The organism is Pseudomonas sp. B37(2017) (assembly GCF_002112885.1).
Classification (GTDB): domain Bacteria; phylum Pseudomonadota; class Gammaproteobacteria; order Pseudomonadales; family Pseudomonadaceae; genus Aquipseudomonas; species Aquipseudomonas paraglycinae.
Genome location: NZ_NEIX01000003.1, coordinates 423,376 through 445,110 on the forward strand (window position 1 = coordinate 423,376; position 21,735 = coordinate 445,110).

Here is a 21,735-nt window from a genome sequence, read left to right on the forward strand (position 1 = left end):
CTAGAGAAAGCAAGCCAATAGGTCAATTTCCAACCAACGTTTCCTTATAAATAGATCTTCGGAGCTGACAGGACCTGATTACCCGGTTTGCCAAAGATAAAAATAAAGAAGGGAATTATTTAAAGCTTTTTTGTAAAGCTTGTAAAAGCTAGGTGCACGGTTCGCTGTGGATAACTGGCTCAAGGCCTTGTTTCAAGCGATGTACAGAGAATGACAACTACAGTGGAAAACCGTGTTCAGCCTGTGCTGCGCTGTCGGATAACCTGTGTGTGGAATAGGTGGTTATCCACAAGCTGGTTATCCACCGACTTTCGCCCCCAGTTGTCCAGTGTGCTCAGATAGGGTTATCCACAGAGCTTATGCACATACCGTCGGTCGCCTTTTTCGCGTTTAACGCATTGATAAATCATGTCCACCGGGCAACCTGCATGTGGATAAGTGGACGACTGGCCGCTACAATGGCCGCTTGTTTTTGCCTCACCGGCTTTCAACTTAGGGGATATCCGTGTCAGTGGAACTTTGGCAGCAGTGCGTGGAGCTTTTGCGCGAAGAGCTGCCTGCCCAACAATTCAACACCTGGATCCGTCCACTACAGGTCGAAGCCGAAGGCGACGAGTTGCGCGTCTACGCACCGAACCGTTTTGTTCTGGACTGGGTCAACGAAAAGTACCTGGGGCGCGTCCTTGAACTGCTGGATGAGCATGGCAACGGTCTGGCACCGTCGCTCTCCTTATTAATAGGCAGCAAACGCAGTTCGGCGCCGCGTGCGGCACCGAATGCGCCGTTGGCTGCTGCGCAAGTGTCCCAGGCTCAGGCCAATACCGCGCCGGCCAGTGCGCCAGCACCAGCTCCGACGCCAGCTCCGACCAAGCGCTCGACGCAGAAAACCGAAGAAATCAGTGAAGAGCCCTCACGCGACAGCTTTGATCCGATGGCCGGTGCCGCTTCGCAACAGGCCCCGGTGCGCGCTGAACAGCGCACCGTGCAGGTCGAAGGCGCGCTCAAGCACACCAGCTACCTCAACCGCACCTTTACCTTCGAGAACTTCGTCGAAGGTAAATCCAACCAGCTCGCCCGTGCGGCGGCCTGGCAGGTGGCAGACAACCCGAAGCACGGCTACAACCCGCTCTTCCTTTATGGTGGCGTGGGCCTGGGTAAGACGCACTTGATGCACGCGGTGGGTAACCATCTATTAAAGAAGAACCCGAATGCCAAGGTCGTGTACCTGCATTCCGAGCGTTTCGTGGCCGACATGGTCAAGGCGCTGCAACTGAACGCGATCAACGAGTTCAAGCGTTTCTACCGTTCGGTGGACGCCCTGCTGATCGACGACATTCAGTTCTTCGCCCGCAAGGAACGTTCCCAGGAAGAGTTTTTCCACACCTTCAACGCCCTGCTTGAAGGTGGCCAGCAGGTCATTCTCACCAGTGACCGCTACCCGAAAGAAATCGAAGGCCTTGAAGAGCGCCTTAAATCCCGCTTCGGCTGGGGCCTGACGGTTGCCGTCGAGCCGCCGGAGCTGGAAACCCGCGTCGCCATCTTGATGAAGAAGGCCGACCAGGCCAAAGTCGAGTTGCCACACGATGCGGCGTTCTTCATTGCCCAGCGCATTCGCTCCAACGTCCGTGAGCTGGAAGGCGCGCTGAAACGCGTGATCGCCCACTCGCACTTCATGGGCCGCGACATCACCATCGAGTTGATTCGCGAATCCCTGAAAGACCTGTTGGCGCTGCAGGACAAACTGGTCTCTGTGGATAACATTCAGCGCACCGTCGCCGAGTACTACAAGATCAAGATCTCCGACTTGCTGTCCAAACGCCGCTCGCGTTCGGTCGCTCGTCCGCGTCAGGTGGCCATGGCATTGTCCAAGGAACTGACCAACCACAGCCTGCCGGAAATCGGCGATGTGTTTGGCGGTCGCGACCACACGACCGTGTTGCACGCCTGCCGCAAGATCAATGAACTTAAGGAATCCGACGCGGACATCCGCGAGGACTACAAGAACCTGCTGCGTACACTGACCACTTGATGAACACCAGCGCAGCTTATTAAGGCAAGGGACTAGACCATGCATTTCACCATTCAACGCGAAGCCCTGTTGAAACCCCTGCAACTGGTCGCAGGCGTCGTCGAGCGCCGACAGACCTTGCCGGTACTGTCCAACGTGCTGCTGGTTGTCGATGGCCAGCAACTGTCGCTGACCGGTACCGACCTGGAAGTCGAGCTGGTCGGTCGCGTGCAACTCGAGGAGCCGGCTGAAACGGGTTCCATCACCGTGCCTGCGCGCAAGCTGATGGACATCTGCAAGAGCCTGCCGAACGATGCGCTGATCGACATCAAGGTCGACGAGCAGAAGCTGGTAGTGAAAGCCGGCCGTAGCCGTTTCACCCTGTCGACCCTGCCGGCCAACGACTTCCCGACTGTGGAAGAAGGCCCGGGTTCGCTGACCACCAGCCTGGAACAAAGCAAGCTGCGTCGCCTGATCGAACGCACCAGTTTCGCCATGGCCCAGCAGGACGTGCGTTATTACCTCAACGGCATGTTGCTGGAAGTGTCGACCGGTGTGATCCGTGCCGTGGCCACCGACGGTCACCGTCTGGCCATGTGCTCGATGCAGGCCGACATCGGCCAGCAGGATCGCCATCAGGTGATTGTGCCGCGTAAAGGTATTCTCGAACTGGCACGTCTGCTCACCGAGCCGGATGGTAATGTCAGCATCGTGCTGGGCCAGCACCACATCCGCGCGACCACCGGCGAATTCACCTTCACCTCGAAGCTGGTCGACGGCAAGTTCCCGGACTACGAGCGTGTTCTGCCAAAAGGCGGCGACAAGTTGGTACTGGGCGATCGTCAGGCGCTGCGTGAAGCGTTCAGCCGTACCGCGATTCTGTCCAACGAGAAGTACCGCGGTATCCGTCTGCAACTGGCCAGCGGTCAGTTGAAGATCCAGGCCAACAACCCGGAGCAGGAAGAAGCGGAAGAAGAAGTAGGCGTGGAATACAACGGCGGCTCCCTGGAAATCGGCTTCAACGTCAGCTATCTGCTCGACGTGCTGGGCGTGATGACCACCGAGCAGGTTCGTCTGATTCTGTCCGACTCCAACAGCAGTGCGCTGGTGCAGGAGTCCGACAACGACGATTCGGCTTACGTTGTTATGCCGATGCGTCTGTAATCAGCTGACTCTGGATGTCGCTAAGTCGCGTCTCGGTCACCGCGGTGCGCAATCTGCACCCGGTGACCTTCTCCCCCTCCCCCCGAATCAACATTCTTTACGGCGCCAACGGCAGCGGCAAAACCAGTGTTCTGGAAGCCATTCACCTGCTGGGGCTTGCCCGTTCGTTTCGTAGCACGCGGCTGTTGCCGGTCATCCAGTATGAGCAGCTTGCTTGCACCGTTTTCGGCCAGGTTGAACTCGCCGAGGGTGGCCACAGCGCATTGGGTATATCTCGCGACCGTCAGGGCGAGTTCCAGATACGCATCGACGGTCAGAACGCTCGTAGCGCTGCGCAACTGGCGGAAATCCTGCCGCTGCAGTTGATCAACCCCGACAGCTTTCGCCTGCTGGAAGGCGCGCCGAAGATTCGCCGGCAGTTCCTCGATTGGGGGGTGTTCCACGTCGAGCCGCGGTTCATGGCCACCTGGCAGCGTTTGCAGAAGGCCTTGCGCCAGAGAAACTCCTGGCTGCGGCATGGTACACTTGACGCCGTTTCGCAAGCGGTTTGGGACAGGGAACTGTGCCAGGCCAGCGCTGAAATCGATGAATACCGCCGCGCTTACATCAAAGCCTTGAAACCAGTCTTTGAACAAACCTTGAGCGAACTGGTTGAGCTCGAAGGTTTGACGCTCAGCTATTACCGAGGCTGGGACAAGGACCGGGAATTGAGTGCTGTACTCGCCGGATCCGTGCAACGGGACCAGCAAATGGGTCATACCCAGGCCGGGCCACAACGGGCTGACTTGCGTCTTAGATTGGGCGCACACAACGCCGCGGACATCTTGTCCCGGGGTCAGCAGAAGTTGGTGGTCTGTGCGTTGCGGATTGCCCAGGGGCATCTGGTGAGCCAGGCCCGACGCGGCCAGTGTATTTATCTGGTGGATGACTTGCCGTCCGAGCTGGACGAGAGCCACCGTCGCGCGCTGTGCCGCTTGCTGGAAGACTTACGCTGCCAGGTCTTTATCACCTGTGTAGATCACGAATTATTGAGGGAAGGCTGGCAGACGGAAACGCCAGTCGCTCTGTTCCACGTGGAACAGGGCCGTATCACCCAGACCCACGACCATCGGGAGTGAAGGCATTGAGCGAAGAAAATACGTACGACTCATCGAGCATTAAAGTGCTGAAAGGCCTGGATGCCGTGCGCAAACGTCCCGGTATGTACATTGGTGACACCGACGATGGCAGCGGTCTGCACCACATGGTGTTCGAGGTGGTCGACAACTCGATCGACGAAGCCCTCGCCGGCCACTGCGACGACATCAGCATCATCATCCACCCGGATGAGTCCATCACCGTTAAAGACAACGGCCGTGGCATCCCGGTAGACGTGCACAAGGAGGAAGGCGTTTCCGCCGCCGAGGTCATCATGACCGTTCTCCACGCCGGCGGTAAGTTCGACGACAACTCCTACAAGGTATCCGGCGGTCTGCACGGTGTAGGTGTTTCGGTTGTGAACGCGTTGTCCGAAGAGCTGGTCCTGACTGTTCGTCGCAGCGGCAAGATCTGGGAACAGACCTACGTCCACGGCGTACCTCAGGCACCGATGGCGATCGTTGGTGACAGCGAAACCACCGGTACCCAGATTCACTTCAAGGCTTCCAGCGAAACCTTCAAGAACATTCACTTCAGCTGGGACATCCTGGCCAAGCGCATTCGTGAACTGTCCTTCCTCAACTCCGGTGTCGGCATCGTCCTCAAGGATGAGCGCAGCGGCAAGGAAGAGTTGTTCAAGTACGAAGGCGGCCTGCGTGCGTTCGTTGAATACCTGAACACCAACAAGACCGCGGTCAACCAGGTGTTCCACTTCAACATCCAGCGTGAAGACGGCATCGGCGTGGAAATCGCCCTGCAGTGGAACGACAGCTTCAACGAGAACCTGTTGTGCTTCACCAACAACATTCCGCAGCGCGACGGCGGCACCCACCTGGTGGGCTTCCGTTCCGCACTGACGCGTAACCTGAACAACTACATCGAGCAGGAAGGTCTGGCGAAGAAGCACAAAGTCGCCACCACCGGTGACGATGCCCGTGAAGGCCTGACCGCGATCATCTCGGTGAAGGTGCCGGATCCGAAGTTCAGCTCCCAGACCAAAGACAAGCTGGTGTCTTCCGAAGTGAAGACCGCGGTCGAACAGGAAATGGGCAAGTACTTCTCGGACTTCCTGCTGGAAAACCCGAACGAAGCCAAACTGGTCGTCGGCAAGATGATCGACGCCGCCCGTGCCCGTGAAGCGGCGCGCAAGGCCCGTGAGATGACCCGCCGCAAAGGCGCGCTGGACATCGCCGGCCTGCCGGGCAAACTCGCTGACTGCCAGGAAAAAGACCCGGCGCTGTCCGAACTGTACCTCGTGGAAGGTGACTCCGCGGGCGGCTCTGCCAAGCAGGGACGTAATCGCAAGACCCAGGCCATCCTGCCGCTGAAGGGCAAGATCCTCAACGTCGAGAAAGCCCGTTTCGACAAGATGATCTCGTCCCAGGAAGTGGGCACCCTGATCACCGCGCTGGGCTGCGGTATCGGTCGCGAAGAGTACAACATCGACAAGTTGCGCTATCACAACATCATCATCATGACCGATGCTGACGTCGACGGTTCGCACATCCGTACCCTGCTGCTGACCTTCTTCTTCCGTCAGTTGCCTGAGCTGATCGAGCGTGGCTACATCTACATCGCCCAGCCGCCGCTGTACAAGGTCAAGAAAGGCAAGCAAGAGCAATACATCAAAGACGACGACGCCATGGAAGAGTACATGACGCAGTCGGCCCTGGAAGATGCGAGCCTGCACCTGAACGAAGACGCCCCGGGCATTTCCGGTGAATCGCTGGAACGTCTGGTGAACGATTTCCGCATGGTGATGAAGACCCTCAAGCGTCTGTCGCGCCTGTACCCGCAGGAGCTGACCGAGCACTTCATCTATCTGCCGGCCGTCAGCCTGGAAATGCTCGGCGACCACGCGAAGATGCAGGATTGGCTGGCCCAGTACGAAGTCCGTCTGCGCACCGTCGAGAAGTCGGGCCTGGTCTACAAGGCCAGCCTGCGTGAAGACCGTGAACGTGGCGTGTGGCTGCCAGAGGTCGAACTGATCTCCCACGGCCTGTCGAACTACGTCACATTCAACCGCGACTTCTTCGGCAGCAACGACTACAAGACCGTCGTCACCCTCGGCGCTCAACTGAGCACCCTGCTCGACGACGGCGCGTACATCCAGCGTGGCGAGCGCAAGAAAGCGGTCACCGAGTTCAAGGAAGCCCTGGACTGGCTGATGGCCGAAAGCACCAAGCGCCACACCATCCAGCGATACAAAGGTCTGGGCGAAATGAACCCGGATCAACTGTGGGAAACCACCATGGACCCAAGCGTGCGCCGCATGCTGAAAGTCACCATCGAAGACGCCATCGGCGCAGACCAGATCTTCAACACCCTGATGGGTGATGCGGTCGAACCTCGCCGTGACTTCATCGAGAGCAATGCTCTGGCGGTGTCCAACCTGGATTTCTGATCCCTTTCAGATTTCGGATGGAACTGAAGCCCCTGCTGACAGAGCGTCAACAGGGGCTTTTTGTTAGCAGATAAGTCCCTACTGGCTGTGCAAAAGCAAAACAGTAACTATTGGAGTTGCACTCAATACTTAGCGGCCAGTTGGGAGATTTTGAGATGAATGAGCGACACGAGTCATTTGAAGAGCTCGTAGAGGTAGCGCAGCAAGCAGGTGTCGAGTCGGGTCTGGATTTCGCCATCTTCCAGAACCACGGTTATAAAGGCCTTTATGGTGGACTCGATCAGAAAGCGATCCACCAGCGCAAAGGTTTGAAGAAAACACAGAAAATTCTTGATCACATGGGATCTACGGAGCTCGCCGCCAATCTATTCCGAGCAACACAAGCTGAAGATAAATTGGTTCGTGACAACGTTCAGGGAAAAGGAAATGCCAACCAAGTTCACTTTGAGGTTGGCAGGAAAGTCAGGGAAACCATCGTTGAGCTGGGGGGCACCATGCCTGAGGACCTCCCAGTCCCAGAAAGCAGCATCAAACAAATTGAATCAGCAGCGAAGAGGCTTAGAGATCCATCTTTGGATGAATGATTTAAAAATGAGAAGGTAAGCGTCCCGGCGCCTCCCTACTTATTCGGAGACTGCCGCCACACTCTCCAACCGATACCCATACCCATAAATCGTCAGCAACTGCCAACCCCGATCCGCCGTCAGCCCGAGCTTGTTGCGCAGGCGATAGATATGGGTGTCCAGCGGTCGCGATGTCGACATCTCTTCATGGGGCCAGAATCGTTCGTACAGGTAATCCCGTGACAGTGGCCGCCCAAGGTTGCTGAACAGGCAATGGGCGAGACGATATTCGCGCTCGGTCATGACGATCGGTTTCCCGTCGCGGGTGACGGTGAGTTCGGCGTCGTCGAACACCAGGTCGTTGAAACGCAGGACTTCGGCCGGGGCGCTACGTTGCAGGCTGTGCCGGCGCAATACCGCCGCCACGCGCGCCTTCAGTTCATTGGGCCGAAACGGCTTGCTGACGTAATCGTCGGCCCCGGCATTCAGGGCTTGAACGATATCGCTTTCACCGTCGCGGCTGGTCAGCATGATGGCGGCTGGCGGGGCTTCCATGTGTTCGCGGGTCCAGCGCAGCAGCGCCAGGCCGGTGAGGTCGGGCAATTGCCAGTCGAGGATCAGCAGGTCGAAGGTTTCCCGGCGTAACTGTCGCAGCAGGTCTTCACCGCTTTCGAAGCTGTGCAGTGACCAGGGCTGTCCTCCGGCCTCGGCCATTTGTTGCAGGGTCTGCTCGACCCGGCGCAGTTCGGCGGGTTCATCGTCCAGTATCGCAACGCGCATACGCGGTGGTTCCTTGTCGCTCGGGCAATGGGTGCCGACCGGATCGGCTGACTCCATGCAGTGAAAGTAAGCGGCACGCCGTGGGGTGAGCCGCTATGATTCTTCGGGTCTACGTCCTCAGACCGGCCGCCTATGAAACCATTCAACCCGCCCTGCCCTGTTTCCCATGAATAACCAGCGCCGACACGAAAGCCGCGTACCCAGCCAGGTTCAGCGTTTGTTCCGGCAACTGGTGCGCGAGTGGGTGTGGATAAGTCTAGTGCTGTTGCCGCTGACTGCACTGCTTTCCTGGCGCGCGCAGATCAATTTGCATGATCCGGCGCCGTTGATGGGCGCGGGACTCTCGGTAGCCATGGTCGCGTGTGTACTTGGATTGCTGCTGTGGCGTCCGCGTCTGGCGCTCTGGCTGACATTGGGCGGAATTGCCTGCGTGCTGTTGACCAGTGCAGGCCTGGCTGAAATGCGGCGTTGGTGGTCGCCGACGCCTGCGGCGCTCGGCATGCTGTTCGGCTATCTGATCTGGAACTGGCGGCGCCTGAGTGTGGTGCTCACTTACTTCGGCTGGGAGCTGGCGCGGCTGGACAGTGAGCCGAAAGTCTTTCCCGAACGACGTCGGGCGCAGTTTCCCAGCGCCGACCGCTTGCAGGGGCAGATCATGGCGCTTGAGCAAGCCATGAGCCGCACCCGCGATACCCGCCGGTTCATTGCCGACGGGCTGGAGTATCTGCCGGTCGCGACCTTGATCAGCGATCCACGGGGGCAAGTCTTGTTGGGCAACCGCAAGGCCCGGAGCCTATTCGATCACAATCTGGTGGGCGAGGATGTGCTTGATCAACTGGCGAACCTGGGCTATCCGGAGTTGTCCACAGAGCCGCGCCCGCCGCTATCCGAGCTGCCTCTGCTGGAGTTTCGGGACCACAAGGAACGTAGCCTGCGCCTGGAGCGCGCCGCGCTGTTGCCAGTCGATGGCGACCTGCCGATCGGCTGGCTCTTGAGTCTCACTGACTTGAGCGCCGAACGCGCCGCCGAGGAACAGCGCGGTGTGCTGTTGCGCTTTCTGTCCCACGACCTGCGTGCCCCTCATTCGGCGATTCTTGCCCTGCTCGAGGTACACCGGCATCAAACGGGAACGGATTCGCCGCTGTTCGAACAGATTGAGCGCCAGGTACGCCGGGCGCTGGAACTCACCGACGGCTTCGTTCTGCTGGCCCGGGCCGAATCCGAGGCGTATCAGTTTCAACCGAGCCTGTTCGGGATGCTGGTCATGGACGTGCTGGATCAGGCATTGCCCATCGCCCAGCAAAAACGCATCGAGCTCTCGAGTGACATGGACGAACAATCCCAGGAGCGCTTGATCCTGGCCGATCAGGGCTTGCTGACCCGTGCACTGTTCAACCTGCTGGAAAATGCAATCAAGTACAGCCCTGCCGGATCCAGGGTCGACATGCGTGTCAGCTGCCACGATGACTGGCTGAGTTGTGAACTGACCGATCAAGGCAAAGGCATCGCTGCAGAGGAACTGCCCGATCTGTTCAGCCAGTACCGGCGCTTTTCTTCTGCACAGGGCATCGACGGTGTGGGCCTGGGATTGTCGATGGTCAAAGCCGTGGTGGATCACCATGGCGGCCGGATCGAATGCCTGAGCGTGGTCGATCAAGGCACGACGCTCCGTCTGGAGCTGCCGCTGATCGCCGAAGAGCAGGCATAAAAAAACCGGCTATATCAGCCGGTTTCCTTACTTCCGAAAAAAACTTATGCACCTTTTACGGCGTTTTATCAGTTTCGGAAATATATAAGTAAATCAGTCACTTAATTTGATAATTCGGGACTTTGCGAACAAACCGTACACAGGTTATCCACAAATCTCAGACAGCGATCTGATCGTTTGCAGCCGGCGCCTCAGGGGCCGGGGGCAGCGAGCCCATTTCCCGTTGGGTCTTCTCGTTCCACGCCTGCACCCGATCATTCAGATCGGCGATGGCGCGGGGGCCACTGCCCTCGGCATACATCGGCTCCCCGATCACCACAGTGATTACGCCGGGCTTTTTACCCCAACCGATTTTCGGCCAGAACTTGCCGGCATTGTGCGCAATCGGCAGCACCGGAAGCGCCGCATTCACCGCCAACGCGCTGCCACTGCGGGAGAACTTGCCGATGGTGCCGTGGGGAACGCGAGTGCCTTCAGGGAAGATCAGCACCCAGACATTGTCCTTGAGCAGCTCGTCACCCTTCGCAGCCACTTGCTTGAGGGCGGCTTTCGGGTTGTCGCGGTCAATCGCGATCGGCCGCAGCATGGCCATCGCCCAGCCGAAGAACGGCACATACAGCAATTCGCGCTTGAGCACCTGGCTCAAGGGCGAGAAATAAGCGGAGAGAAAGAACGTCTCCCAGGTGCTCTGGTGGTTCGACTGAATCACGCAGGGCCGGTCAGGCACGTTTTCCGCGCCTTTGACTTCGTAACGGATACCGAGGAACACCTTGGTCAACCACAAGGCGCAACGGCACCAGTACACATTGATGAAGCGATAGCGCGCCTTGAACGGCAGAAAGGGCGCGATAAAAAAGCTCAGGCTGCACCACAGCAGAGCGGTGGTGCCCAGCAGCAGGTAAAAGAGGAAGATTCTGATGGCCTGCAGTATCGACATGGCGACGTTTACCGTTACGGGCAATGCCCGACTGTTCAAGCGCACTCCCGATCAATCCCTGGTCAGGACTTCAGAAGCACTCTAGTTGTGGATAAGTTCTGCGGCAATCGCCGCGAGATCGTCAAAAATCAGGGTGCCCACCGGCAAGGTCTTGGCCTGAGTCTTTTCGCCTTTCCCGGTCTTTACCAAAACGGGCTGTGAATCGACGGCTTTGGCGGCCTCCAGGTCACCAAGGGTGTCACCGACGAACCAGACATTCGTCAGCGCGACGTTGTAATGTTGCGCGATGGTTTTCAACATCCCCGGTTTCGGCTTGCGGCAGTCGCAACCTTCGTCCGGCCCATGCGGGCAATACACGATCAGCCCGACTTCACCGCCCTGCTCCGCCACCAGTTCGCGCAGGCGCGCATGCATGGCATCGAGGGTGGCGAGGTCGTAGTAGCCGCGAGCAATGCCCGACTGGTTGGTGGCGACCGCCACCGTCCAGCCGGCCTTGCTCAACTGCGCAATCGCTTCGATCGAGCCGGGTAGTGGAATCCACTCATCCACCGACTTGATGTAAGCGTCGGAGTCGTAATTGATCACTCCGTCCCGATCGAGAATCAGCAGTTTCAACAGCAATCCCTCAACCCAGCAGCGAAATGTCGGCAACGCCCAGGAACAGGCCACGCAGACGCGCCAGCAGCGCGTAACGGTTGGCCCGCACATTGGCGTCTTCGGCATTGACCATCACCGCGTCGAAGAACGCGTCCACCGGCTCGCGCAGTGCAGCCAGGCGTGCCAGCGATTCGTTGTACTGACGCGCCGCGGCCATTGGCTGTACAGCCTGGTCCGCTTGCTGGATCGCCGAGTACAGCGAGAACTCGTTGGCGTTGTCGAAGTACTTGGCCTGGACTTCGGTCGGCACCGAGCCTTCCACCTTGCTCAGCAGGTTCGACACACGCTTGTTCACCGCCGCCAGCGCTGCCGCTTCCGGCAGTTTGCGGAAGGCCTGAACCGCTTGCACACGCTGGTCGAAGTCCAGCGCCGAACCCGGCTTCAGGGCACGTACCGACAGGTAGGTGGCGACATCCACGCCTTCGTCTTCGTATCGTGCACGCAGACGGTCGAAGATGAACTCCAGTACCGCGTCGTTCAGGCCGGCAGCCTTGACCTTGGCACCGAACGCATTCACGGCGAAAGCCACGGCGTCGTTCAGGTCCAGATCCAGTTGTTTCTCGATCAGGATCCGCAGCACGCCCAGTGCCGCACGGCGCAGGGCATACGGGTCTTTGCTGCCGGTCGGCAGCATGCCGATGCCGAAGATGCCGACCAGGGTGTCGAGCTTGTCGGCGATGGCCACGGCCGCACCGGTCAGGGTGGCTGGCAGTTCAGCGCCGGCACCGCGCGGCATGTACTGCTCGTTCAGCGCCAGGGCGACGTCTTCCGGCTCGCCGTCATTGAGGGCGTAGTAGTAGCCGGCGACACCTTGCATCTCCGGGAACTCGCCGACCATTTCGGTGGCCAGGTCGCACTTGGACAGCAGGCCTGCACGGGCAGCCCACGAAGCGTTGCCGCCGATGCGTGCGGCGATGTACGCCGCCAGTTTCGACACGCGTTCGGCCTTGTCGTAGACGCTGCCGAGTTTTTCCTGGAACACCACGTTCTGCAGGCGATCGTTGAATGCTTCGAGCTTCTGCTTCTTGTCCTGCTTGAAGAAGAACTCGGCGTCGGTCAGACGTGGGCGAACCACCTTCTCGTTACCGGCGATGATCTGCTGCGGGTCTTTGGATTCGATGTTGGCCACAGTGATGAAACGTGGCAGCAACTTGCCGTCGGCATCCAGCAGGCAGAAGTACTTCTGGTTGTCCTGCATGGTGGTGATCAGCGCTTCCTGTGGTACGTCGAGGAAACGTTCCTCGAACGAGCACACCAGCGGCACCGGCCACTCGACCAGCGCGGTCACTTCGTCGAGCAGCGCCGGCGGCACGATCGCGGTGCCTTCCTGACGGGTCGCCAGCTCTTCGGTGCGCTTGCTGATGATTTCACGACGCTCGTTGGCGTCGGCCAGTACGTAAGCGGCACGCAGGTCGGCCAAGTAGCTCGACGGCGAACCGATGCGTACGCTTTCCGGGTGGTGGAAACGGTGGCCACGGGATTCACGGCCAGCCTTTTGGGCAAGGATCGTGCAGTCGATGACCTGGTCGCCGAGCAGCATCACCAGCCACTGGGTCGGACGCACGAACTCTTCCTTGCGCGCACCCCAACGCATGCGTTTCGGGATCGGCAGGTCGTTCAGCGAGTCTTCGACGATGGTCGGCAGCAGACTTGCAGTCGGCTTGCCGGCGATGTTCTGGCTGTAGCGCAGTTTCGGACCGCTCTGGTCGATTTCGCTCAGCTCGACGCCGCACTTCTTGGCAAAACCCAGTGCCGCTTGAGTCGGGTTGCCTTCAGCATCGAACGCGGCCTGACGCGGCGGGCCGTCGAGGTTGATGCTGCGATCCGGCTGCTGGGTAGCCAGCGCGGTGATCAGCACTGCCAGACGACGCGGCGCGGCGTAGACGGTTTTGGTCTCGTAGTTCAGGCCGGCAGCTTGCAGGCCCTTGTCGATACCGGCCAGGAACGCTTCGGCCAGGGTGTTCAGGGCTTTGGGTGGCAGTTCTTCGGTGCCCAGTTCAACCAGAAAATCTTGAGCACTCATTGTGCAGCCTCCAGCTTGGCCAGTACTTCGTCACGCAGGTCCGGGGTTGCCATCGGGAAGCCCAGCTTGGCGCGGGCCAGCAGGTAGGCTTGGGCGACGGAACGCGCCAGGGTGCGAACGCGCAGAATGTATTGCTGACGCGCAGTTACCGAGATCGCCCGGCGCGCATCCAGCAGGTTGAAGGTGTGCGAGGCCTTCAGGACCATTTCGTAGCTTGGCAACGGCAGCGGCTGGTCGAGTTCGATCAGGCGCTTGGCTTCGCTTTCATAGAAATCGAACAGTTCGAACAGCTTGTCGACGTTGGCGTGTTCGAAGTTGTAGGTGGACTGCTCCACTTCGTTCTGGTGGAACACGTCGCCGTAGGTCACTTTGCCGAACGGACCGTCAGCCCAGACCAGGTCGTAGACCGAGTCCACGCCCTGCAGGTACATGGCCAGACGCTCGAGACCGTAGGTGATCTCGCCGGTCACCGGGTAGCACTCGATGCCGCCCGCCTGCTGGAAGTACGTGAACTGGGTCACTTCCATGCCGTTCAGCCAGACTTCCCAGCCCAGACCCCAGGCGCCGAGGGTCGGCGATTCCCAGTTGTCTTCGACGAAGCGGATGTCGTGGACCAGCGGGTCCAGGCCGACATGCTTGAGGGAGCCCAGGTACAGCTCCTGGAAGTTGTCCGGGTTCGGCTTCAGGACTACCTGGAACTGGTAGTAGTGCTGCAGACGGTTCGGGTTTTCGCCGTAACGGCCGTCAGTCGGACGGCGGCTTGGCTGCACGTAAGCGGCGTTCCAGGTTTCCGGGCCGATGGCGCGCAGGAATGTCGCGGTGTGGAAAGTGCCGGCGCCTACTTCCATATCGTAGGGCTGAAGTACCACACAACCTTGCTCGGCCCAGTATTGCTGGAGCGCGAGGATCAAGTCTTGGAAGGTACGCACGGCTGGCGTAGGCTGGCTCACGAAATTCACCTGTTTCTTGGGCTGCGATTTAAAGAGCGGGAGTATACCCGATTCAGTCGCACCTCCACCCCCTGGAGCCTTATGCCACGCTGCTTTTGGTGCAACGAAGATCCGCTGTACATGGCTTACCACGATCAGGAGTGGGGCACGCCGCTACGCGATGCGCAGGGTTTGTTCGAGTTGCTTTTGCTCGAAGGGTTCCAGGCCGGGCTTTCGTGGATCACCGTGCTGCGCAAGCGCGAGCGATATCGCGAGGTGTTGTTCGGCTTCGACGTACAGCGCGTGGCGCAGATGAGCGACGCGGAAATCGACGAATTGATGCTCGATCCGGGGATCATCCGCAACCGTCTCAAGCTCAACGCCGCCCGGCGCAATGCCCAGGCGTGGCTGGCGCTGGAAGATCCGGTGACCTTCCTCTGGTCGTTTGTTGATAACCGCCCGGTAATCAATCATTTCAAGGATCGCAGCGAAGTCCCGGCCATCACCCCGCAAGCCGTGGCCATGAGCAAAGGCCTGAAAAAGGCCGGTTTCACCTTCGTCGGTCCGACCATCTGCTACGCGCTGATGCAGGCCTCTGGCATGGTCATGGACCACACTCAGGACTGCGACCGCTACGCGCAGCTCGTCAACGCCGGTTAGAATGGCCGCCTCGCGCACAGCACAAGATCAGGAGTGACCTGTGGAAAAGTTTAAAGGCGCCATGCTGGTTGGCGCTCTGCGGCTGTTTGCCATGCTTCCGTGGCGGGCCGTGCAGGCCGTGGGTTCGGCGATCGGCTGGATCATGTGGAAAACCCCCAACCGTTCCCGCGATGTGGTGCGGATCAACCTGGCAAAATGTTTTCCACAGATGGACCCGGCCGAACGTGAGCGTCTGGTCGGCCAGAGCCTGAAAGACATCGGCAAGTCCCTGACCGAAAGCGCCTGCGCCTGGATCTGGCCGGCCCAGCGTTCCATCGACCTGGTGCGCGAAGTCGAAGGCCTCGAAGTGCTGAAAGAAGCGCTGGCCTCGGGCAAGGGCGTGGTCGGCATCACCAGCCACCTGGGCAACTGGGAAGTGCTTAACCACTTCTATTGCAGCCAGTGCAAACCGATCATTTTCTACCGGCCGCCGAAGCTCAAGGCTGTGGATGAATTGCTGCGCAAACAACGCGTGCAACTGGGCAACAAAGTCGCCGCGTCGACCAAGGAAGGCATCCTCAGCGTCATCAAGGAAGTGCGCAAGGGCGGTCAGGTGGGGATTCCAGCGGACCCGGAACCGGCCGAATCCGCCGGGATCTTCGTGCCCTTCTTCGCGACTCAGGCCCTGACCAGCAAGTTCGTGCCGAACATGCTCGCTGGCGGCAAAGCCGTCGGGGTGTTCCTGCATGCCCTGCGTCTGCCGGACGGTTCCGGTTACAAGGTGATCCTCGAAGCGGCGCCGGAAGCCATGTACAGCACCGACACCGAAACCTCCTGCGCAGCGATGAGTAAAGTCGTCGAGCGTTATGTGGCGGCTTACCCGAGCCAGTACATGTGGAGCATGAAACGCTTCAAGAAGCGTCCGCCGGGCGAGGCGCGCTGGTACTGATCGGCGATGGGCGTTTGTGGATAACCTGACCAAACAGGTTATCCACAGCCGTCACGGCTTCTGCCGTTCGAGCTTCTTCAGAAACACCGTCATTTCCTTCTCGGCCTGCTTGTCGCCATGGACCCGGGCCGCTTCGAGCCCCTGCTCCCATGCCTGTCGTGCCGCTGGCAGATCCCCAAGCGCCAACTGCGCCTTTCCCAACAATTTCCACGCCGCCGAGTATTTCGGATCGAAGCCGACGCAACGCTGGAAATGCTCTGCCGCCTTCGCGTTCTCCCCCAGATCCAGATAACCCTTGCCGAGGCCGAAGCGCAGCAGCGAGTTATCCACACCCTTGGCGAGCATTTTTTCCAGGGATTCGATCATCGGTCTCGCCTCTTGGTCGGTCAGAAGAAACTCAGGCCCACGTGGAACAGCTTCTCCACATCGCGAATATGCTTTTTATCCACAAGGAACAGAATCACATGGTCGCCCGCTGCAATCACCGTGTCGTCGTGGGCAATGATCACTTCTTCATCGCGGATGATCGCGCCGATGGTGGTCCCCGGCGGCAGCGCGATGTTTTCGATGGCCTTGCCGATGACCTTGCTCGACTTCGAGTCGCCATGAGCAACTGCTTCGATGGCCTCCGCCGCGCCCCGACGCAATGAGTGCACGCTGACGATATCGCCGCGCCGCACGTGGGCCAGCAAGGTGCCGATGGTCGCCAGTTGCGGGCTGATGGCGATGTCGATGTCGCCGCCCTGGATCAGGTCGACGTAGGCCGGGTTGTTGATGATCGTCATCACCTTCTTCGCGCCCAGACGCTTGGCCAGCAGCGACGACATGATGTTGGCTTCGTCATCGTTGGTCAGGGCAAGGAAGATGTCTGCGTCGGCGATGTTCTCTTCCAGCAGCAAGTCGCGATCCGACGCGCTGCCCTGCAGCACCACGGTGCTGTCGAGGGTGTCGGAGAGGTAGCGGCAGCGCGCCGGGTTCATCTCGATGATCTTCACCTGATAACGGCTTTCGATGGCCTCGGCCAGCCGCTCGCCGATCTGCCCGCCGCCGGCGATGACGATGCGCTTGTAGCTTTCATCGAGCCGGCGCATTTCGCTCATCACGGCTCGAATGTTCGCACGGGCGGCGATGAAGAAGACTTCGTCGTCCGCCTCGATCACCGTATCGCCCTGGGGAAGAATCGGTCGGTCACGACGGAAAATCGCGGCCACTCGCGTTTCCACGTTCGGCATGTGTTCGCGCAGCTGGCGCAGTTGCTGCCCCACCAGCGGTCCGCCGTAATAAGCGCGCACCGCGACGAGTTGCGCCTGGCCTTCGGCGAAGTCGATCACCTGCAAGGCGCCGGGATGCTGGATCAGACGCTTGATGTAGTTGGTGACGACCTGCTCGGGACTGATCAGCACGTCTACCGGAATCGCCTCGTTCTGGAACAGTTGCTCCTCGCGGGTCAGGTACGACGCTTCGCGCACCCGGGCAATCTTGGTCGGGGTGTGGAACAGGGTGTGGGCGACCTGGCAGGCGACCATGTTGGTTTCGTCGCTGTTGGTCACCGCGACCAGCATGTCGGCGTCGTCGGCACCGGCCTGACGCAGAATGTTCGGCAACGAGCCACGGCCCTGCACGGTGCGGATGTCGAGGCGATCGCCAAGATCGCGCAGACGGTCGCCGTCAGTGTCGACCACCGTGATGTCGTTGGCCTCGCTGGCCAGATGTTCAGCCAGCGAACCGCCGACCTGTCCCGCACCGAGGATGATGATTTTCATCCAGTCACTCCATTGAATCCGTTTAGCCGCGCGCGGCAGCGATCTTGATCAGCTTGGCGTAGTAGAACCCGTCATGCCCGCCCTGCCGGGCCAGCAATTGGCGACCATGGGGCTGCTTGATCCCGGCGGCGGTGGCCAGATCCAGCTCCCGTGCGCCCGGCGTACGCTCAAGGAACGCGGCGATCACTTCGGTGTTCTCGGTCGGCAAGGTCGAGCAGGTGGCGTACAGCAGGATGCCGCCCACTTCGAGGGTTTTCCACATCGCGTCGAGCAGTTCGCCTTGCAGTTGCGCGAGGGCGGCGATGTCGTCGGCCTGACGGGTCAGCTTGATGTCCGGGTGACGGCGGATCACCCCGGTGGCCGAGCACGGCGCGTCAAGCAGGATGCGCTGGAACGGCTTGCCGTCCCACCAGGCTGCCGTGTCGCGACCGTCGGCGGCGATCAGTTCAGCATTCAGACCGAGGCGTTCGAGGTTTTCTTTCACCCGCACCAGACGCTTGGCTTCCAGATCCACCGCCACCACGCCGGCCAGTGCCGGTTCGGCTTCGAGGATGTGGCACGTCTTGCCGCCAGGCGCGCAGCAGGCGTCCAGCACTCGCTGGCCCGGCGCGAGGTCGAGCAGGTCGGCGGCCAGTTGCGCGGCTTCGTCCTGCACGCTGATCCAGCCTTCGGCGAAACCCGGCAGGCTGCGCACATCGGCAGCAGCATCCAGCACGATGCCGTCGCGGCTGAAAGTGCACGGCTGCGCGGCGATCCCGGCTTCAGTCAGCAGACCCAGGTACGCGTCACGGCTGTGATGACGGCGGTTGACCCGCAGAATCATCGGCGGATGCGCGTTGTTGGCTTCGCAGATGGCTTCCCATTGCTCAGGCCAGAAGGCCTTCAGGGATTTTTGCAGCCAGCGCGGGTGGGCGGTGCGCACCACCGGATCGCGTTCCAGTTCGGCGAAGATCGCCTCATGTTCGCGCTGGGCATTGCGCAGTACGGCGTTGAGCAAGCCCTTGGCCCACGGCTTTTTCAGCTTGTCGGCGCAACCGACGGTTTCGCCAATGGCGGCGTGCGGCGGGACGCGGGTGTAGAGCAGTTGATAGAGGCCGACCAGCAGCAATGCCTCGACATCGGCGTCGGCAGCCTTGAACGGCTTCTGCAGCAGTTTTTCCGCCAGCGCCGACAAGCGTGGCTGCCAACGGGCGGTGCCGAACGCCAGGTCCTGGGTGAAACCGCGATCGCGATCTTCGACCTTGTCCAGTTGCGTCGGCAGGGAGCTGTTGAGCGAAGCCTTGCCGCTCAGGACAGCGGCGAGTGCCTTGGCGGCGGCCAGACGCGGGTTCATTGCGCGTCCACCGCTGCGCCCAGCACGATGCCTGTGGCGAATTTCTCACGACGGCTGTTGAACAGATCGCTGAAGTTCAGCGCCTTGCCGCCGGGCAATTGCAGGCGGGTCAGGCACAGCGCCTGTTCGCCACAGGCGACAAGCAGACCGTCCTTGCTGGCGCCGAGAATCGTGCCCGGTGCGCCTTTACCCTCGGCGAGTGTCGCCGCCAGCACTTTCAGCGCTTCTCCGTTGAGCGTGCTGTGGGTGATCGGCCATGGATTGAAGGCACGGACCAGACGTTCCAGCTCAACGGCCGGGCGGCTCCAGTCGATGCGCGCTTCGTCCTTGTTCAGTTTGTGCGCGTAGGTGGCGAGTTCATCATTCTGCACTTCGCCTTCCAGGGTGCCGGCGGCCAGACCGGCAATCGCCTGCACCACGGCGGGCGGGCCCATTTCGGCTAGGCGATCATGGAGGCTGCCGCCGGTGTCTTCGGCGCTGATCGGGGTCACGACCTTGAGCAGCATCGGCCCGGTATCAAGGCCGGCCTCCATGCGCATCACGGTCACGCCGCTTTCGGCGTCGCCCGCTTCCACGGCGCGCTGGATCGGCGCCGCACCGCGCCAGCGTGGCAGCAGCGAGGCGTGGCTGTTGATGCAACCCAGGCGCGGAATATCCAGCACCGCTTGCGGCAGGATCAGGCCGTAGGCCACCACCACCATCAAATCCGGTTTCAGCGCAGCGAGCTCAGCCTGAGCGTCAGCGTTGCGCAGAGTCGGCGGCTGCAACACCTGAATATTGTTTTCCAACGCTAACTGTTTGACCGGGCTCGGCATCAGTTTTTGCCCACGACCGGCCGGGCGATCCGGTTGGGTGTAGACCGCAACGATCTCGTAAGGGCTGTCCAGCAGGGCCTTGAGGTGTTCGGCGGCGAATTCCGGGGTGCCGGCAAAAACGATGCGCAGTGGCTCAGTCATGGGGGAGTCTCATAAAAAGAAAAAGGCTTGCCGCAGCAAGCCTTTGGAGAGGGGCATCAAGCGTTCTGGCGGTGCTGCTTTTCCAGTTTCTTCTTGATCCGGTCGCGTTTGAGCGTGGACAGGTAATCGACGAACAACTTGCCGTTGAGGTGGTCGCATTCGTGCTGGATGCACACCGCGAGCAGGCCTTCGGCGATCAGTTCGTAAGGCTTGCCGTCACGGTCCAGAGCCTTGATCTTGACCTTCTGCGGGCGGTCGACGTTTTCGTAGAAACCCGGCACCGAGAGGCAGCCTTCCTGGTATTGCTCCATTTCGTCGGTCAGCGATTCGAACTCGGGGTTGATGAACACCCGCGGTTCGGTGCGGTCTTCGGAAAGGTCCATCACGACGATACGTTTGTGCACGTTGACCTGGGTCGCGGCAAGGCCGATGCCCGGCGCTTCATACATTGTTTCAAACATGTCATCGACCAGCTGACGCACTTCGTCGTCCACTACAGCCACAGGTTTGGCGATAGTGCGCAGACGCGGGTCCGGAAATTCGAGGATGTTCAAAATGGCCATAAGCTTGATTGCTGCACGTGTGAGGTAAAGTCGGGCGATGGCCTGGCGGGTCCGAAGATGCAGGCTACCGTTGTGAAACGTGGCTCCTTGCTTTTCAGCATAGAGCAGGGAGCGAGCCACGGGGGCTCTGGCGTTTCACGCGAACGCACATAATAAAGGGATTCACCGCATGAGGAAATCACTACTCGCCCTGCTGTTTCTGGCCTCGGCCGGCGCCGCGCACGGGCAAGTGCAACTCAAGGAAGGTTTTCCACAGCAATACACGGTGGTTTCGGGGGATACGCTCTGGGACATCTCCGGTAAATATTTGCGCGAACCCTGGCAATGGCCGCAGCTGTGGCGGGCCAATCCGCAGATCGAAAACCCCAACCTGATCTACCCCGGCGACACGCTGACGCTCAGTTACGTCAACGGCCAGCCGCGCCTGACCGTCAATCGCGGCGAGTCGCGCGGCACCATCAAGCTGTCGCCGCGCATCCGCACCAGTCCGGTGGCCGAGGCGATTCCGAGCATTCCGCTCAAATCGATCAACAGCTTTCTGCTGAGCAACCGCATCGTCGACAAGGTCGAGGACTTCGACAAGGCGCCGTACATCGTTGCCGGCGACGCCGAGCGCGTGCTCAGCGGCACCGGCGACCGGATCTTCGCCCGTGGCCATTTCGACCCGAACCAGCCGGTCTACGGCATCTTCCGCCAGGGCAAGGTCTACACCGATCCGCAGAGCAAGGAGTTTCTGGGGATTAACGCCGACGACATCGGCGGCGGTGAGATTGTCGCCACTGAAGGTGACGTCGCCACCCTCGCCCTGCAACGCACGACCCAGGAAGTGCGCCTCGGCGACCGCTTGTTCAGCGGCGAAGAGCGTTCGATCAACTCGACCTTCATGCCCAGCGCTCCCACCACCGACATCAACGGCCTGATCATCGATGTGCCGCGCGGCGTCACACAGATCGGCGCGATGGACGTGGTAACCCTGAACAAGGGCAAACGCGACGGCCTGGCCGAGGGCAACGTGCTGGTGGTGATGAAAACCGGCGAAACCGTGCGTGACCGGATCACCGGTCAGCCGCTGAAAATCCCGGATGAACGTGCCGGATTGCTGATGGTGTTCCGCACCTACGACAAACTCAGTTACGGCCTCGTGCTGAACGCATCGCGCTCGCTCGCGGTGCTGGACAAGGTGCGAAATCCTTAGCTGGCTTCACAAGTTACCAACAGAGTT

At 60.2% G+C, this 21,735-nt stretch carries 19 protein-coding genes; 9 read left to right on the forward strand and 10 right to left on the reverse strand.

All coding sequences use genetic code 11. The features are described from left to right. Positions 1-505 precede the first annotated feature (505 nt). From dnaA to CAF90_RS11250, 5 genes are all read left to right on the forward strand, one after another. Positions 506-2,029, forward strand: a complete 1,524-nt coding sequence (gene dnaA, locus CAF90_RS11230; RefSeq protein ID WP_007954132.1) for a chromosomal replication initiator protein DnaA — start codon at positions 506-508, stop codon at positions 2,027-2,029. A gap of 39 nt (positions 2,030-2,068) precedes the next feature. After that, positions 2,069-3,172: a DNA polymerase III subunit beta gene (gene dnaN, locus CAF90_RS11235; RefSeq protein WP_011331733.1), complete on the forward strand. Its 1,104-nt coding sequence runs from the start codon at positions 2,069-2,071 to the stop codon at positions 3,170-3,172. Between the two features lie 14 nt (positions 3,173-3,186). Next, positions 3,187-4,290 carry a DNA replication/repair protein RecF gene (gene recF / locus CAF90_RS11240; protein ID WP_003220208.1) on the forward strand — a complete coding sequence of 368 codons (1,104 nt, stop codon included), beginning with the start codon at positions 3,187-3,189 and terminating at the stop codon, positions 4,288-4,290. 5 nt (positions 4,291-4,295) lie between these two features. After that, the gene (gene gyrB, locus CAF90_RS11245; RefSeq protein ID WP_085606318.1) at positions 4,296-6,713 is read left to right on the forward strand and encodes a DNA topoisomerase (ATP-hydrolyzing) subunit B; all 2,418 of its coding nucleotides are present in this window, start codon (positions 4,296-4,298) and stop codon (positions 6,711-6,713) included. 155 nt (positions 6,714-6,868) lie between these two features. Beyond that, the gene (locus CAF90_RS11250) at positions 6,869-7,297 is read left to right on the forward strand and encodes a hypothetical protein (RefSeq protein WP_256578435.1); all 429 of its coding nucleotides are present in this window, start codon (positions 6,869-6,871) and stop codon (positions 7,295-7,297) included. Between the two features lie 39 nt (positions 7,298-7,336). Here the strand turns inward: CAF90_RS11250 and CAF90_RS11255 are convergent, their stop codons facing one another. Then, positions 7,337-8,056, reverse strand: a complete 720-nt coding sequence (locus CAF90_RS11255) for a response regulator transcription factor (protein WP_085606320.1) — start codon at positions 8,054-8,056, stop codon at positions 7,337-7,339. 166 nt (positions 8,057-8,222) lie between these two features. On the opposite strand from CAF90_RS11255, the gene CAF90_RS11260 reads away from it, so the two are divergent. Then, a complete protein-coding gene (locus CAF90_RS11260) occupies positions 8,223-9,764 on the forward strand; it encodes a HAMP domain-containing sensor histidine kinase (protein ID WP_085606322.1) in 1,542 nt (513 codons plus the stop codon). A 157-nt stretch (positions 9,765-9,921) separates the two neighbouring features. On the opposite strand, the gene CAF90_RS11265 is transcribed toward CAF90_RS11260, so the two are convergent. The 4 genes from CAF90_RS11265 to glyQ all read right to left on the reverse strand — a co-directional run bounded on the left by CAF90_RS11265 (position 9,922) and on the right by glyQ (position 14,331). Further along, positions 9,922-10,701 carry a 1-acyl-sn-glycerol-3-phosphate acyltransferase gene (locus tag CAF90_RS11265; protein WP_085606324.1) on the reverse strand — a complete coding sequence of 260 codons (780 nt, stop codon included), beginning with the start codon at positions 10,699-10,701 and terminating at the stop codon, positions 9,922-9,924. A gap of 81 nt (positions 10,702-10,782) precedes the next feature. Further along, positions 10,783-11,322, reverse strand: a complete 540-nt coding sequence (gmhB, locus tag CAF90_RS11270) for a D-glycero-beta-D-manno-heptose 1,7-bisphosphate 7-phosphatase (protein WP_170929371.1) — start codon at positions 11,320-11,322, stop codon at positions 10,783-10,785. 4 nt (positions 11,323-11,326) lie between these two features. Beyond that, positions 11,327-13,381: a glycine--tRNA ligase subunit beta gene (glyS, locus tag CAF90_RS11275; protein WP_007954113.1), complete on the reverse strand. Its 2,055-nt coding sequence runs from the start codon at positions 13,379-13,381 to the stop codon at positions 11,327-11,329. After that, a complete protein-coding gene (gene glyQ / locus CAF90_RS11280) occupies positions 13,378-14,331 on the reverse strand; it encodes a glycine--tRNA ligase subunit alpha (protein ID WP_003187265.1) in 954 nt (317 codons plus the stop codon). Before glyQ ends, glyS begins: the two co-directional genes overlap by 4 nt. 81 nt (positions 14,332-14,412) lie before the next feature. On the opposite strand from glyQ, the gene tag reads away from it, so the two are divergent. Then, positions 14,413-14,970, forward strand: coding sequence for a DNA-3-methyladenine glycosylase I (tag, locus tag CAF90_RS11285; protein WP_085606328.1), 558 nt, complete (start codon positions 14,413-14,415; stop codon positions 14,968-14,970). Positions 14,971-15,010: 40 nt separating this feature from the next. Beyond that, positions 15,011-15,898, forward strand: coding sequence for a lysophospholipid acyltransferase (locus CAF90_RS11290; RefSeq protein ID WP_085606330.1), 888 nt, complete (start codon positions 15,011-15,013; stop codon positions 15,896-15,898). Positions 15,899-15,949: 51 nt separating this feature from the next. Here CAF90_RS11290 and CAF90_RS11295 read toward each other — a convergent pair whose 3' ends face one another. Genes CAF90_RS11295 through def form a run of 5 tightly spaced genes read right to left on the reverse strand, consistent with a single transcriptional unit; the run spans position 15,950 to position 20,513 of the window. Further along, positions 15,950-16,264, reverse strand: a complete 315-nt coding sequence (locus CAF90_RS11295) for a tetratricopeptide repeat protein (protein ID WP_085606332.1) — start codon at positions 16,262-16,264, stop codon at positions 15,950-15,952. Positions 16,265-16,284: 20 nt separating this feature from the next. After that, on the reverse strand, positions 16,285-17,661 hold the full coding sequence (trkA, locus tag CAF90_RS11300) for a Trk system potassium transporter TrkA (RefSeq protein WP_085606334.1): 1,377 nt from the start codon (positions 17,659-17,661) through the stop codon (positions 16,285-16,287). 22 nt (positions 17,662-17,683) lie between these two features. Continuing rightward, entirely contained in the window at positions 17,684-18,994 is a 1,311-nt protein-coding gene (gene rsmB, locus CAF90_RS11305) for a 16S rRNA (cytosine(967)-C(5))-methyltransferase RsmB (protein ID WP_085606336.1), read from the reverse strand. Next, positions 18,991-19,950 (reverse strand): methionyl-tRNA formyltransferase, encoded by a 960-nt coding sequence (gene fmt, locus CAF90_RS11310; RefSeq protein WP_007954106.1) that lies wholly within the window; start codon positions 19,948-19,950, stop codon positions 18,991-18,993. Before fmt ends, rsmB begins: the two co-directional genes overlap by 4 nt. Before the next feature lie 56 nt (positions 19,951-20,006). Next, positions 20,007-20,513, reverse strand: coding sequence for a peptide deformylase (gene def / locus CAF90_RS11315; protein WP_007954104.1), 507 nt, complete (start codon positions 20,511-20,513; stop codon positions 20,007-20,009). A gap of 169 nt (positions 20,514-20,682) precedes the next feature. Here def and CAF90_RS11320 point away from each other — a divergent pair, with 169 nt between their 5' ends. Further along, positions 20,683-21,708 (forward strand): LysM peptidoglycan-binding domain-containing protein, encoded by a 1,026-nt coding sequence (locus CAF90_RS11320; protein WP_007954103.1) that lies wholly within the window; start codon positions 20,683-20,685, stop codon positions 21,706-21,708. Positions 21,709-21,735 lie beyond the last annotated feature (27 nt).